At 46.7% G+C, this 13,577-nt stretch carries 13 protein-coding genes; 5 read left to right on the top strand and 8 right to left on the bottom strand.

Going from position 1 to position 13,577, the window contains the following annotated elements:
- Positions 1-188 precede the first annotated feature (188 nt).
- From TW77_RS26010 to TW77_RS05330, 5 genes are read right to left on the bottom strand one after another with little or no spacing between them, the layout of a single operon-like run.
- The gene (locus tag TW77_RS26010; protein WP_046003933.1) at positions 189-848 is read right to left on the bottom strand and encodes a hypothetical protein; all 660 of its coding nucleotides are present in this window, start codon (positions 846-848) and stop codon (positions 189-191) included.
- A gap of 17 nt (positions 849-865) precedes the next feature.
- Positions 866-1,942: a DegT/DnrJ/EryC1/StrS family aminotransferase gene (locus tag TW77_RS05345; protein WP_162197944.1), complete on the bottom strand. Its 1,077-nt coding sequence runs from the start codon at positions 1,940-1,942 to the stop codon at positions 866-868.
- Positions 1,943-1,971: 29 nt separating this feature from the next.
- Positions 1,972-2,844: a glucose-1-phosphate thymidylyltransferase RfbA gene (rfbA, locus tag TW77_RS05340; protein ID WP_046003931.1), complete on the bottom strand. Its 873-nt coding sequence runs from the start codon at positions 2,842-2,844 to the stop codon at positions 1,972-1,974.
- Positions 2,841-3,884, bottom strand: coding sequence for an NAD-dependent epimerase/dehydratase family protein (locus tag TW77_RS05335; protein WP_046003930.1), 1,044 nt, complete (start codon positions 3,882-3,884; stop codon positions 2,841-2,843). The genes rfbA and TW77_RS05335 overlap by 4 nt, the downstream gene beginning before the upstream one ends.
- Positions 3,885-3,933: 49 nt before the next feature.
- Positions 3,934-4,659: a cytidylyltransferase domain-containing protein gene (locus tag TW77_RS05330; protein ID WP_082078844.1), complete on the bottom strand. Its 726-nt coding sequence runs from the start codon at positions 4,657-4,659 to the stop codon at positions 3,934-3,936.
- Between the two features lie 149 nt (positions 4,660-4,808).
- On the opposite strand from TW77_RS05330, the gene pseI reads away from it, so the two are divergent.
- The 4 genes from pseI to TW77_RS05310 are packed head-to-tail and all read left to right on the top strand — an operon-like array spanning position 4,809 to position 9,199.
- Positions 4,809-5,846, top strand: a complete 1,038-nt coding sequence (gene pseI / locus TW77_RS05325; RefSeq protein ID WP_046003929.1) for a pseudaminic acid synthase — start codon at positions 4,809-4,811, stop codon at positions 5,844-5,846.
- A complete protein-coding gene (locus TW77_RS05320; protein WP_046003928.1) occupies positions 5,843-6,094 on the top strand; it encodes a phosphopantetheine-binding protein in 252 nt (83 codons plus the stop codon). Before pseI ends, TW77_RS05320 begins: the two co-directional genes overlap by 4 nt.
- The gene (locus TW77_RS05315) at positions 6,091-7,689 is read left to right on the top strand and encodes a hypothetical protein (protein WP_046003927.1); all 1,599 of its coding nucleotides are present in this window, start codon (positions 6,091-6,093) and stop codon (positions 7,687-7,689) included. Before TW77_RS05320 ends, TW77_RS05315 begins: the two co-directional genes overlap by 4 nt.
- Positions 7,682-9,199 carry a class I adenylate-forming enzyme family protein gene (locus tag TW77_RS05310; protein ID WP_046003926.1) on the top strand — a complete coding sequence of 506 codons (1,518 nt, stop codon included), beginning with the start codon at positions 7,682-7,684 and terminating at the stop codon, positions 9,197-9,199. The genes TW77_RS05315 and TW77_RS05310 overlap by 8 nt, the downstream gene beginning before the upstream one ends.
- 8 nt (positions 9,200-9,207) lie before the next feature.
- Here TW77_RS05310 and TW77_RS05305 read toward each other — a convergent pair whose 3' ends face one another.
- From TW77_RS05305 to pseB, 3 genes are read right to left on the bottom strand one after another with little or no spacing between them, the layout of a single operon-like run.
- Positions 9,208-10,344 (bottom strand): Gfo/Idh/MocA family protein, encoded by a 1,137-nt coding sequence (locus TW77_RS05305; RefSeq protein WP_046003925.1) that lies wholly within the window; start codon positions 10,342-10,344, stop codon positions 9,208-9,210.
- A 5-nt stretch (positions 10,345-10,349) separates the two neighbouring features.
- Positions 10,350-11,540: a UDP-4-amino-4,6-dideoxy-N-acetyl-beta-L-altrosamine transaminase gene (pseC, locus tag TW77_RS05300; protein ID WP_046003924.1), complete on the bottom strand. Its 1,191-nt coding sequence runs from the start codon at positions 11,538-11,540 to the stop codon at positions 10,350-10,352.
- A 17-nt stretch (positions 11,541-11,557) separates the two neighbouring features.
- Positions 11,558-12,559 carry a UDP-N-acetylglucosamine 4,6-dehydratase (inverting) gene (gene pseB, locus TW77_RS05295; RefSeq protein ID WP_046003923.1) on the bottom strand — a complete coding sequence of 334 codons (1,002 nt, stop codon included), beginning with the start codon at positions 12,557-12,559 and terminating at the stop codon, positions 11,558-11,560.
- A 226-nt stretch (positions 12,560-12,785) separates the two neighbouring features.
- On the opposite strand from pseB, the gene TW77_RS05290 reads away from it, so the two are divergent.
- Entirely contained in the window at positions 12,786-13,571 is a 786-nt protein-coding gene (locus TW77_RS05290) for a flagellin (protein WP_046003922.1), read from the top strand.
- Positions 13,572-13,577: the final 6 nt, after the last annotated feature.

Genomic DNA, 13,577 nt, shown 5'->3' with positions numbered 1-13,577 from the left:
GACGTATAATATATCACTCGAAAAATTAGCCAGCGATATCTCTTTAGCGCTGGCTGCTCCTTTACTTATACGATTGTTTGCCTAACGAGGCATTGAAAGGGTTCGCAGTTTATTTCTTACAATATAGATGTTTTTCTAGGCTCCTACCTAACAAGAACTCCTAATTGTCTTGAGAAGTCAGCGCTTTTTCAGCGCATTCTCTGGGATAACTTCGTGAAAGTAGTAGAAGGTATTGGGAGCTGGGCTGTTGGCTCAGTTGCATAGCAGGCAAAGTCTTGAGTACTTTTTGTTATCAATGTGCCAGCGCCAATGAAGTTGCTCTGACCAATTACAATGTCGTTCCCTATTGTGGCATTGATGCATATAATTGAGTTTCTGCCAATCGTTGTATTACCCGCGATAGTGACACCTGAGTTTATCCATACATTATCCTCAATTGTGCAGCAGTGGCCAATGTTAACCCCTGAAGAGATAAAAACATTTTTGCCAATCTTAGTGCCGCAGTGTATGGATGATTTGGCGAGTACTATACTGCCTTCACCAACCTCCAGATGATGCATTTTCTTTTGCTCAGGACAGTAAAAATATCCAGGTTTGTAACCGCTTTTTTTCATTAAAGCAAAGTACTGTTCCCGGAGTTGGTTTAACTCCCCATAGCCAATGGCGATAATGAAGTAGAAATCCCCATTAGGTAGCGTTTCCAAATCACATACAGGTAGACCAAACATACTTGAGCATGTCCTGTATGCACGCTCTACCGTAAAGCACTTGACCTTATAGTTCTGTGCGATATATGGGTAAATGGTTTTAGCCATTGCTCCATCGCCGTATATAACGATTTCTCTCATAGTTTACCTTACTGCATTTACCCACGAAGAGTCGATTTTACTTCATGCGTTATTATGTTGCTTATTTGCGAAATTGCTTGCTTGTTTAGCCCTGGAAACAGAGGTAGGCATAATATCCTACTGGAAACGTTTTCAGCTACAGGCATTGATATATTAGGGCAAATCTTTTGATAGTACGGACTTTTATTGATTGCAGGATAAAAATATCGCCTTGGGAAAATATTGAGTTTAGCGAGTTTATTGATAATATTTAAAACAGAATGTTCATTGGGCAACAAAATGGGCATATATGATGGACAGATGTCATGCCCTACAATTACAGCCTGATAATTAACAGAGTTATGTAAAAGTGATTTGTAAGTCGCAATTTGGTCTTTTCGTTGGGATAAAATTAAATCCAAATCGTCGAGTACAGATAATCCCATAGCGGCGTGAAATTCACTTAGTTTGCCATTTATGCCCGCTTCAGATGCGAATTCACCATCCAGCCCAAAGTTAATCATCTTTCTTGCCGTTTCTAGCTCACTGTCATTTTTAAAAACGAGAGCACCTCCTTCAACAGTGTGAAATAGTTTAGTAGCATGAAGACTAAAACAACTGATATCGCCATAAGTCAAGATGCTTTTATTCTTATCATCAAGTGTTGTCAGGGCATGTGCGGCGTCGTAAATTATATCAAATTTGTACCTCTGTTGAAGCTCATTGAAAGCTTCAACAGCACATGAGTTACCAAATGTGTGAACGGGTACAACACAGTCCACCTGCTTCCCTGCTTGCAGTTGTTGTTCCAAAACATAGGGGTCCATATTCCAGGTGTCTGTATCTATGTCGCAAAAACTAGCATGTGACCCTTGCCATTCCAGTGCTGAGTATGTAGCCTGAAAGGTAAATGGTGTTGTCACGACATGTTTGTTACGCAGGTTTTTTACTCTGAATGCGATTTGCAATGCCATGGTACCACTAGAGACTAGGAGTAAATTATTAACGCCAAGTTGAGCTTCTAGTCGCGCAGTGAGCTCTTTAACTAGAGGTCCATCATTGGTAAGCCATTTGCGCTCATAAATACCCTCTACATACTTGATGTATTTTTTCATTGATGGGAGGTAGGGAGAGGTTACGTGAATCATTTTAGGGTAGTTAGTACATTTGATAAGTACTCTCCATAGGTCGTATTTTTATACTGTTCACTTGCCAATTGGAGCTCAGTAATCGAAATCCAGTCTTTGCGAAATGCAATTTCCTCAAGGCAGGCAATCTTAAAACCTTGCCGCTTTTCAATAGATTGTATAAAGACTGATGCTTCCATAAGGCTCTCGCTAGTGCCCATATCCAGCCAAGCATAGCCTCTCCCTAGCACTTCAACAGATAATCCTTGGTTTTTTATGTACACATTGAGTAAATCTGTAATTTCTAGCTCACCACGATTAGATGCTGTAAGCTTTTCTACATACGATATAGCATTTTTGTCAAACATGTACAGCCCAGTTGCTATCTTGTTTGATTTCGGTTTAGAAGGCTTCTCTTCTATTGATACGACCTGATTTAACTTATTGTATGAGATGACCCCGAAGCTGCTGGGATTTTTTACTTCATAGGCAAAAGCTGTTGCTTGCTTAAACTTTGCCATGGCATCCTTTAATAGAGGAGTAAGTCCGGGGCCAAAGAAAAAATTATCCCCTAGAATTAGGCAAAAAGGTGCATCGTCCAAAAATCGTTTGGCTTGCTTGATGCCGTCAGCAATTCCTGCTGCGTGGGTCTGGATAATGTACTCAATTTTTAATCCAAGTTTCGAACCGTCACCGAGTAGTCGTTCGAATGCCGGCTTGTCAATATCTCTACAAACAACGCCAATCTCCCGTATATTTCCCAGCATCAGGACAGAAATTGCATAAAATATCATTGGTTTGTCGAACACTGGTAAGAGGTGCTTGTTAACGCTTTGAGTGACGGGGTACATCCGGGAACCTGTCCCTCCCGCAAGAACTAACCCTTTCATAGTGAACGCTCACTTAAGTGTAAAATGTTACCATCTAGTTCAGTATCATTGATTATTTTATGCCACTTTATAAGTGACTTATACCAATTGAGAGTTATAGTGTCGGGTGTATTCACTAGTTCACCACTTTTAAGCTTTTTCATTATTTCTTGAACACCAAAATTAACATCGTACCTTGGTTGCCAGCCAAGTTTACTATTGATTTTATCAAAGCTCACTTCGTAACTTCGTTCGTCAGGATCTCCGTACCAACTGATGCTTACCTTTTTTTCAAGAAGTGATTCGGCAACTTTGCAGACACTATCGGCCAACTGTGAGAGTTGATAGTTTTGCTCATTACCACCAACATTGAATATTTCTCCATTAATAACTTCTGTAGGGGCATTCATTAGCAAACACATTAACTCTGATGTATCTTTGACATGCAGCATAGGGCGTTTTTGTGTGCCATCACGCATAAGAGGAAGTCTGCCATCTTTGAAGGCGCCGAGTGTCATTCCATTGATCGCAAGGTCAAAGCGCATTCTTGGGCTATATCCAAATAATGTTGCCTGCCGTAGTACGGTAACACAAAAAGATGAATCGGAAAGAGCGAGGACACCTGATTCAGCCCTTTCATTGGCAATCGCATACGTTGTCAAAGCATTTGTTTTAGACGATTCATCGACACGTACCTTCTGAAAACCGTAAATACTGCAACTTGATGGTAAAATATATCGTTTTACACCTAGTTTTTTTGCCAAAGTTGCTGTTTTTACTCGGGCCGCATGGTTGATATCGAAAGTAATATCTTGAAACAACTCACCACTTGGATCGTTAGAAAGTGCGACAAGATCAATGACTACATCTACGCCCACAAATAGCTCTGGCGTCAGGGTACGACAGTCCAGTTTAAGTTTTGTCAAACGGCTGTGTGAAGGTAATCTGTCACCAAAAAAGAATCTATCAATCGCGATAACGTTACAGTTCTGTTCAAGTAGTAGTCGGACAAGTACACTTCCAACGTATCCTGATGCGCCAGTGACTAGTACATTTTTCATATCATTTGCTCAATTAAATATTGTTCTAGCTTAAGCAATACTCATGCCGCTAGTGGGTTTTTTGTTCTACATGCTGATTAATCTTTGTGATATCAGGCTGAGTTAGCAGTGTGTTGAATAGCTGCTCTAATGTAAAATTGACTTTATGATCAAAGAACGCAAATAGCGTGCTGAGCATTGTGTAGTCGTCAGGCTCATCCAAAGTAATTCGATATTGGCTTAGATCTTTATAAGCGCTAATATTGTAAATTTGAATGCTCTTAAATTTTGCCATACCAAGCGTGACGTGTTCTCTATCCTGCTGACTAATAGCTCTTTGGTGTGTCAGTTTTAGCAATGAAAATGGAAAAACACACGTATCCAGGCCTCTGGGAAAGCCTGAATGTGGACCGAGTGACACCATATCATAACTTTCAGTTTTAAATTTATGAATGGCAGCTTGGACCAATGTGGCATCAATGAAAGGACAGTCACTTGTCAGCCTTACGACAATATCCCGTTCAGTAGCTCCAAAAAACTTGGCTGCTTCGTAGTAACGGCGAAGTACATCTTCAGTTGACCCCCTGAAATACTTTACTCCTCGCTTTTCACATACCTCAATAATAGGGGTTTCAGAACCATCCTTAGTCGTTGCAACAATGATATTTTGTTTAAGGGGTGCCAAGCGACTGAGCATTGTCTCTAACACTGATTGCGGCCCAAGCGGCAATAGTACTTTACCGGGCAGCCGGCTGGATGTCATTCTAGCCTGAATAATGACGAATAATTCACTCATCAGATAATAAATTTCTTGGACTTAATTCTTTGAAACGATAGCATATTAAAATGAGCTGTAAAGCTTTTAAGGTATTGACCGATATCCTTAAAAACAATAAGTAGAATATATTGATGAAGACTTCAACAATCTAGCTAGCGGAGCGCAATTTGTTCGATAAAGAATTGAGAATCGGTGATAAGGTCATTGGCCATGACCAACCTTGCTACATCATTGCGGAGATGTCTGCAAATCATGGCCAGTCATTAAGTAAAGCCAAAGAGCTGGTTTATGCAGCGAAAGAAGCCGGTGCTGATGCAATTAAGTTGCAAACTTACACCGCAGATACGCTAACTATGGACTGTAGACTGCCGCATTTTGAGGCAACTGGCCCCTGGCAGGGTCAATATTTGTATGACCTCTACAAAGGGGCCTATATGCCTTGGGATTTTCATGCTGAGCTGTTTGAGTTGGCTGAAAAAATTGGTATCACCTGCTTTTCTTCACCCTTTGATAAAACCGCAGTCGACCTGCTTGCTCAACTGAATGCGCCGGCCTATAAAATTGCATCACCAGAACTGATTGATCATCAACTTATTCGTGATGTGGCAGCCACCAACAAGCCGGTGATCATGTCAACGGGCGGCGCTACTCTGGTAGAGATTGCCGAGGCGGTGAAAGTGGCCGAGGAAGCGGGAGTTAAAGAGCTTTGCTTGATGAAATGTACCAGCACCTATCCTGCTCCGGCCGACAGTATTAACCTGCGCACCATACCGCATATGCGAGAGGCATTTGGTTGTCCTGTTGGTTTGTCTGATCATACGCTGGGGAATGATGTACCGCTGGCTTCAGTGGCGGTCGGTGCATGTATGATTGAAAAGCACTTTGTGATGAGCAAAGAGGATAACACCGCAGACAGTTTCTTCTCAATGACACCGGATGACCTGGCTGCGTTAGTGCATGGCGTTCGGCAAATTGAACTGGCAATGGGGCGGGTTCATTACCCCAGCGAGGCGTCTAAAGCACGCCGCTGTGTGTATATCGTCAAAGACATCAAAGCGGGGGAGGGGATCACGCCAGAACATGTTGCACAGATGCGACCTGGTGGCGGAGAAATTATGCCCAAATCCTTACCGGATGTTATTGGCCGCACAGTCAACAAGGCGCTGACGCGTGGCATGCAACTAAGCTGGGGAGACTTGCTATGAGTGTACAACGCGACGCGGTCCTGGCTCTGCTGAAAGAGTTTTTTGAAGCACGTGCTGTGGTGGTCAGCGAGGCTGATTTTGAGTCTTTCGATTTTATCGCCGCCGGTGTGCTGGATTCCTTTGAGGTGTTATCGATGATCATGCACATCGAAGCGCATTTTGGCTTGTCAGTCCCACCCGAACTGCTGCTGGATACACGCAATGCACAAGTGGGGCGTTTCGCTGATGCCATAGTGGCTCTGGCATGATAGCCATTCGTGTAGACACGCGCTGTGGCCTGGGTCACTTTATGCGTATTAAGTGGCTGGCTAAAGCGTTGCTCGAGCAGCAGCAACGAGTGATGATGCTGGTGGATGCGGATACAGTGCCAGCGCGTTTTTATCACGATCTGGATATCGAGTTAGTCGAAGTACCGCAGCAACCAGATACCGCCAGTGACGCCCGGTTTGCCCTGGATGTCCTCGCACAGCGAGGATTAACAGCCAGCCGCTGGGTGGTCGATGGTTATGGCTTTGATGTGCAATGGGAACAACTTATTCGGCAAACCGGGGCTTCCTTGTTGGCCATGGATGATTTAGCCCGGGCACATGTGGCCGACCTGGTGGTAGATGCTAAATGGCAGGGGGCACAGACTGCTGTGCGTTACAATGGCAAACTTGCTCAGCACAGCCAGACTTTACTGGGCCCCGATTATTGTATTCTGGCACCCGAGTACTGCCAGGCGCAGACCGACGTGCGTGATGGCGGGCTGTTATTTTCACTGGGCGGAGGCGGAGACTGGCAGGTGCCTACGCAATGGATTTCCCGCCTACTCGATATGCCGCCCGCTGGACTGGAAAACACACCAATACAGGTGGTGATAGGCCCCAAGGCCACGAACACCGAGCAGCTATACACACTGGCCGCGCAACACAGCCGCTTAGTTTTGATTGAACAGGCAACCAGTTTGATTGGCTACTATCAGCGCTGTGGCTTTTTTGTTGGCGCGCTGGGTACATCTTTGTACGAACTGGCTGCGACACAAACCCCTGCGCTGAGCTTTAGCCTGGCTGTCAATCAGGATAATGAACTAGCGGACCTAGAGGCGCTGGGGCATTACCTGCATATTCCGGACTTGCTGGCGCAGGATAAACACAAGGTGACCGAGCTAATCGCAACTTTGTACAGTGAGCGTAAACGAGTTCATCAGCTTTGCACAAAAGCGGCTATAAAGGTGGACGGGCTGGGTGCGCAGCGTATTGCCGCTGCTTTGTTAAATGGAACGGGCGCAGGATTGACCGCACTCAGAGACCTCAATGAACAGCCACAAATCAGCTGGACACTGACGGATAACTTGCGATTGCTGCCGGTGACAGATGTGCATATCAACCGTTATCTCAGTGCCCGTAACCGCAGTGATAACGCCTGGCGTATGACTATTACCGATCGAATTAATGAAGTGGAGCATTATCGCTGGTGGTTCCGGCAAACCCGTAACTCATTTGTGCTGTTGCAGGACGATGAACCGCTACTCTACGTCTGGCACCAATGTACCACAATAGATGGACAGGTCTATCTGTTTGGTGGTTGGTTTGCAGCCAGTGACGCGGTTAATTTTGTCCATGCTCAGCTCATTTTGCAGTGGCAGCTGACACTTACGGGCGAGGCTTTCCCTGATGCCATCTGGGTTGCGGTGATCAATAAACAAAATCGATTTGTTAACTTGCTCAATGAGCGGGCAGGCTTTGCGACGCTGGCAGAAGATGAGCCCGGTTATAAAGCTGTGCAGCAGCTCTTTCCTGGTGCCAGCCATCAGGACTTTAACTTTGTCGCCAAATATCCAATGAGGACAGACTGTGAGTAATATCTATCAAATTTTTGCGCAGCATGTGCAGTCTCACCCAGAGAAGGTCGCTTTGGTGTTTGAGCAACAAACAGTGAGTTATCAGGCGCTGAATATCAAAGTATTGAAGCTGTGTGCCCATTTTTACCGCTTAGGGTTACAACCGGGTCAGCGGGTAGCTTTATTTGCGCCGAACGGCCTGGAATACCCGATTGTGATGCTGGCAGCGGCGCGCCTCGGCCTTGCCATTGTGCCGCTACCTATCAGCCTGAAGGGCGATGCGCTGTCAGTGGCGTTAAAGAAGACCCCCGTTGCAGCGGTAATAGCCTGGCCTTCTATCGGGCGAGCGCTGTTGGCAGATGCAGTCATAGAGCCTGCTAATCTGCTCAGTCTTTCGCAGCCCGTTGCTGATGAGCCGTGCTGGCAGGATATTATGTCAGAGGAGTTGCCCGCACAGGCGATAAATATCCCAGAGCCACAGGTGGATATTAACGCGCCTTTTATACTCACAATGACATCCGGTTCGACCGGTCAGCCTAAACCCATCGTACTGAGCCAGCAATGTAAAATCAGTCGTGCGTTTGACGCCACAATCCGCTATTACGGATTAACGTTGGATGAGGTCGTGCTGGTTGCTACACCGCTTTATCACTCGCTGGCCCAGCGCGGGGTGTTGATGCCGCTGATGCTGGGTGCAACCAGTGTGATCCTGCCCAAGTTTACTTTGCCGAAATGGCTGGAAGCCATCAAAACCCATAAAGTCAGTTTTTTGTTTGCCGTATCAGCTCAATTAGAGAGTTTGCTGAGCAGTGACGAAGAAATGGACCTGAGCTCGCTGCGCTGCGTAGTGTCGTCGTCTGCTGTGCTCGCCGGAGAATCTAAACAGGCGCTGTTAAAAAAACTACCTTGTCGCTTGCATGAGTGTTACGGCGCTTCTGAAGTGGGCGTTGTCAGTGATTTTTGTGTCAGCGAACGACGCGATAAGAACGGTGCTGTCGGCGCGGCTTTACCTTTTGTTCAGGTTAAAATCTTGGATAAAGAAGGGCGTACTTTGGATGCTGGTGAAGTGGGTGAGATTGCCTGTCAGACGACAACCGGGTTCAGTGGCTATTTAAAAATGCCACAGCAGACGCAAGATGCTTATGACTCTGAAGGGTATTTTCTTACGGGCGACTTGGGATATCTGGATGAAGACGGCTTTTTGTATTACGTCGGACGTAAAAAAGAGGTGATCTCCAGCGGGGGCATCAATATCTTTCCGCAGGATATCGAGGCCGTTATTAAGAAACACCCCAAAGTGATTGATTGTGTTGCTTTTGGTTGTGCAGACAGGCAGCTGGGCGAATATATCAAAGTGGTTTATGAGCAGCAGGATGATGTAGATATTAGTCGCGAGCTGCGGTTGCTGTGTTTAGCTGAGCTGACGGATTACCAGCAACCACGTGCGCTTGAGTGCCTCAGTGCACTACCCAGAAACCCAATGGGTAAAGTGCTGAGAAACGATGTAAAACTGCGTTACTCAGAGCTCTAAAAGGAGTGTCAGGAGGAAACCTGACACCACCGGTGTTGCTCATTAGAAGTGACCGCCGCTTCAAACAGCGCAAGCCCGGCCTGCGCCTGAGCAAAGCCAAAGACATATTCATTTTTGGGCGCGATACCCGCCTGATAGGCCGTCAGGCCCTGGTGAATATCAGTGTATAAGTTGGCAAACGCTTCCACAAACCCGGTTGGGTGTCCTGGCTTCATGCGGTTGTAACGAAACTGATGCGCGTACTGGCACTGACCAGCGCGGTCCAGTATCTCTCTTCTGCCATCACTAAATTGTAATTGCAGCTCATCCGGGTTGAGCTGTACCCAGGTGGCACTGCCCGCCGTACCATAGACTCTGATCTGTAAGCCATTACGATGACCGATGGCAGTTTTTGACATCCACATGCTGCCGTGGATCCCGTCAGGGTATTTAAGCAGCATTTGCACGTCGTCAATCAATCCCGGATAGTCAGAGTGGTTAGCAAACTGAGCGCAGGTTTCTGTTGGCTCCCGCTCCAGTAAATAACTCGACAAGTGATGTAAATGCACACCCAAATCCAGGCAGATAGTCGGCACCTGATAATCCTGTAGCCGCCACGCTTGAGGTTTAGCGGGTTTGCCGGCAATATCCGGCGGACGTTTAAAACCTTCCTGTGGCATTTCCAGGTGAATTTTCTGGATCTGGCCAAGCGTCCCCTGAGCGATCAGATGTTTGAGCTCACGGACCATAGCATAACCACTGTAGTTGTAAGTCACCGCCAGGAAGTGTGTCGCCGGGTCATACACTTTGGCCAAGGCTTGTGTCTCAGCGGTTCCACAGACCAATGACTTTTCACAAATGATCGGAATATTTTTGCTCAGTAATGCCGTTAGTACATCCAGGTGATGCGGTGTCGGTGTGAGAACCACCACCGCGTCTACCCGGTCTTTTTCTTGTTCGATAAGGGTGCGCCAGTCACTGTAGGTGCGCTCAGGGGCGATATCCCACTGTTGTGCGGTCGCCGTATTGGTATCCTGATCACGACTGAAAGCACCGGCTACCACTTTAAAACGATTATCCAGTTGTGCAGCACTAAAGTGCACGTAGCCGACGGCCGAATTCATGCCTCCGCCGATAAAAGCAAGGTGTAAGGGCTTGGTTGTCATGGCTGCTACTCCTTCAGTGCAGAGTGATTTTTTTGCCAATCGCTGAGCAGCTGGCAAAGGGTATCGACGACATGTTGCTGTTGTGCTGTCGTCAAAGAGGGAAACAGTGGCAAGGTAATCGCACTGTGATAATAGGCTTCGCTCGCTGGGCAATAGCCGGGCTCAAACCCTAATTGTTGATAATAGGGCTGCAGATAAATGGGGATATAGTGCACATGAGCAAAAACCCCTTGGGCTCTTAACTGAGTCACAAGATACTCATGTAACTGCCCGGTGCTATGAGCAATTCTGACCACATACAAATGGTAAGCACTGTATTGGTTATCGGATTGGGATAACGGCGTGACACCTTCAACTTTTGCAAACAAGGCATCATAGTGTTGCGCAAGCTTGTTGCGAGTGGCCACAAATCGGTCAAGTTGTGCTAACTGACTCAGGCCCAGCGCGGCATGCAGGTCCGTCATGCGATAGTTGAACCCCAACGCTTGTTGCTGATAGTACCAGGGGCCATGACTTGGCTCAGTCAGCAAGGTGGGATCTGCCGTGATACCATGGCTTCTTAGTGAGCGCATGCGCTGTGCAAGCTGCTCATTTTGCGTCACGGCCATACCGCCTTCAGCCGATGTAATAATTTTAACCGGGTGAAAGCTGAACACACAAATATCTGAATAGTCACAGTTGCCAACAGGCTTATCCTGATAACGCCCTCCGATAGCATGGGATGCATCTTCAATGACTTTAAAATCGTATTGTCCGGCCAGTTGTGCGATGGCTGCCATATCGCAAGATTGACCTGCAAAGTGCACTGTGATCACAACATCGGGTAAGCGCCCGGCTGCCCTTGCTGTTTCTAGTTTGGCTGCCAGCGCAAGCGGGCACAGATTACCTGTGGTCACGTCGATGTCGACAAAATCGACAGACGCGCCGCAATACAGTGCACAATTCGCAGAGGCAACGAAAGAGTTAGGTACGGTCCAGACCAGGCTATCCTGGGTAACATCCAGGGCCATGCAAGCAACATGCAAAGCTGACGTGGCACTATTCATCGCGACCGCATGAGATGCCTGGCAGTATTGAGCAACAGCGTGTTCGAACTGGGGAACAACCGGACCCTGGGTCAGAAAATCAGACTGTAATACCGCAACCACTGCATCGATGTCTTGCTGAGCAATATTCTGTTTGCCATAAGGGATCATGTTGTGCTCCTGTCAGGTTAGATCAATGCCTGAGCATTAAAAGCTTTAATGGCTTCGACAGACAGGTAGTCCGGGTTACTGAGTGAATTGTACTCAAATCCAGGTGCTACAGCATGGCCTCGCTCCCCGAGTGCATTGGTATCAAAGTCATTACTGCGGCTGCTAAACTTAATGCCGGGCGCGATGACAAAGTGATCGCTAAATTCAAAGGTATCAAAGCAGAGATCTTCGGGGCACATTACTTCGTGCAGCTTTTCTCCGGGGCGTATACCGATTATTTTATGTGGCAGTTGCGGTGCCATAGCTGTGGCAAGATCGACAATGCGGATAGAAGGGATCTTAGGTACGAAGATCTCCCCGCCCAGCATACGCTCAAAATTCTTCAGCACGAAGTCTACCCCCTGCTGGAGACTGATCCAGAAGCGCGTCATATCGGCATGGGTAATAGGAATATGATCGCAACCTTCATCGATAAAGCGTTGAAATACAGGAACAACCGAGCCTCTTGAACACACCACATTGCCGTATCGAACGACAGAGAACAGGGTTTTATGTCCACCTGCGATGTTATTTGCTGCAACAAACAATTTATCGGAAGCCAGCTTAGTGGCACCGTACAGGTTGATCGGGTTAGCTGCCTTATCCGTTGACAGGGCAATCACCTTTTCGACGTTGTTATCGAGTGCAGCCTCAATCACGTTCTCGGCGCCATTAATATTGGTTTTGATGCACTCCATGGGATTATACTCGGCCGCTGGCACTTGTTTGAGTGCTGCGGCATGGATCACATAATCAACGCCCTGCATGGCACGATAAAGGCGGCTTTTGTCTCGAACGTCACCGATAAAGTAACGCATGCAAGGGTCATTAAATACTTGCTGCATCTCAAATTGTTTTAGCTCATCACGAGAAAAAACAATAATTTTCTTTGGCTTATATCGGGTAAGTAGTGTCTTAACATACTTTTTGCCGAATGAGCCGGTGCCGCCTGTGATGAGAATGGTTTTGTTATCAAACATAAAGTCCACCTAAAGGTGCATTGAATTCTTTACAGTATAGAAAAAGGTATGACTGTAAGAAACCCGCCTAACTAAAGATAAAAAAGTGATTACTCAACACTTTATATCAGTTATGGAGTTTTTGCAGTAAATATACCAAGCGTAATATTCAATTTCTTATAATAGATGACTTTTTGAACACAAAGGAGTAGACTTAGTGCTATATAACACCTGATGGGGAGGCGTTATGCAGATAAAATCTCAAAGTAACAGTTTTTTTAATCAAGTTGATCAGACCAATAACAAGCTCAATCAACAGCTTGCCAGTGGTAAAAAGGTCAACTCGGCTGCGGATGATGCGGCTGCACTGCAAATTATCAACCGGCTGACATCTCAGCAGGAAGGATATAATCAGTCTATCCGCAATGCTTATGACGGCATCTCTTATTCGCAAACAACAGACTCTGCATTGTCTGGGGTTAACGACGCTGTGTCGCGGATCCGTGAATTGTCGATCCAGGCGGGCAGTGGTGCACTGACCGACTCAGACAGACAAGCCTTGCAGGACGAAGTGTCTCAGCTTCAGTCGCAGATCACCGACACCTTTGAAAATACCACCTTTGGTGGCCAGGCCTTGTTTGACGGCAACCAAACCAGTTTTCAGGTTGGGCCAGATGCCAATACAACGCAAGGCTTTACGGCGTCGGACGGCAGCTTTGCTAACCCTATTCTGAGTGTTGATATTTCAACGCAGGCGGGTGCGCAAACGGCCATAGATGCCGCCGATCAGGTTTCTGAAGCGCTAAACACGCAAAGAACGCAGCTAGGCGCGTTTGAAAACACTCTGAACAGCACAATACGCGGTCTGGGTACGCAAAGAGATAATATTGCCGAAAGTCAGAGTCGGATCCAGGACACTGACTATGCCAGTGCGGTTGCAGAGCAAACAGCCAATGATATTTTGTCTCAGGCATCAATTGCATTGCGAGGCCAGGCAAACCAGTCAGCTTCATCGGTGCTGGGCTTACTGTAAAGCCGT

It is taken from the genome of Pseudoalteromonas rubra (genome assembly GCF_000967655.1).
Taxonomy (GTDB): domain Bacteria; phylum Pseudomonadota; class Gammaproteobacteria; order Enterobacterales; family Alteromonadaceae; genus Pseudoalteromonas; species Pseudoalteromonas rubra_A.
Note: the sequence above shows the minus strand (reverse complement) of the source record. Positions and strands in the feature narration are given on the sequence as shown.

What these genes read in the sequence shown, in the direction of transcription:
- TW77_RS26010 (WP_046003933.1), bottom strand. Translation starts at nt 848, where the DNA reads ATGAGAGAAATCGTTATATACGGCGATGGAGCAATGGCTAAAACCATT.
- TW77_RS05345 (WP_162197944.1), bottom strand. Translation starts at nt 1,942, where the DNA reads ATGAAAAAATACATCAAGTATGTAGAGGGTATTTATGAGCGCAAATGG.
- rfbA (WP_046003931.1), bottom strand. Translation starts at nt 2,844, where the DNA reads ATGAAAGGGTTAGTTCTTGCGGGAGGGACAGGTTCCCGGATGTACCCC.
- TW77_RS05335 (WP_046003930.1), bottom strand. Translation starts at nt 3,884, where the DNA reads ATGAAAAATGTACTAGTCACTGGCGCATCAGGATACGTTGGAAGTGTA.
- TW77_RS05330 (WP_082078844.1), bottom strand. Translation starts at nt 4,659, where the DNA reads ATGAGTGAATTATTCGTCATTATTCAGGCTAGAATGACATCCAGCCGG.
- TW77_RS05320 (WP_046003928.1), top strand. Translation starts at nt 5,843, where the DNA reads ATGAGTGTACAACGCGACGCGGTCCTGGCTCTGCTGAAAGAGTTTTTT.
- TW77_RS05315 (WP_046003927.1), top strand. Translation starts at nt 6,091, where the DNA reads ATGATAGCCATTCGTGTAGACACGCGCTGTGGCCTGGGTCACTTTATG.
- TW77_RS05305 (WP_046003925.1), bottom strand. Translation starts at nt 10,344, where the DNA reads ATGACAACCAAGCCCTTACACCTTGCTTTTATCGGCGGAGGCATGAAT.
- pseC (WP_046003924.1), bottom strand. Translation starts at nt 11,540, where the DNA reads ATGATCCCTTATGGCAAACAGAATATTGCTCAGCAAGACATCGATGCA.
- pseB (WP_046003923.1), bottom strand. Translation starts at nt 12,559, where the DNA reads ATGTTTGATAACAAAACCATTCTCATCACAGGCGGCACCGGCTCATTC.
- TW77_RS05290 (WP_046003922.1), top strand. Translation starts at nt 12,786, where the DNA reads ATGCAGATAAAATCTCAAAGTAACAGTTTTTTTAATCAAGTTGATCAG.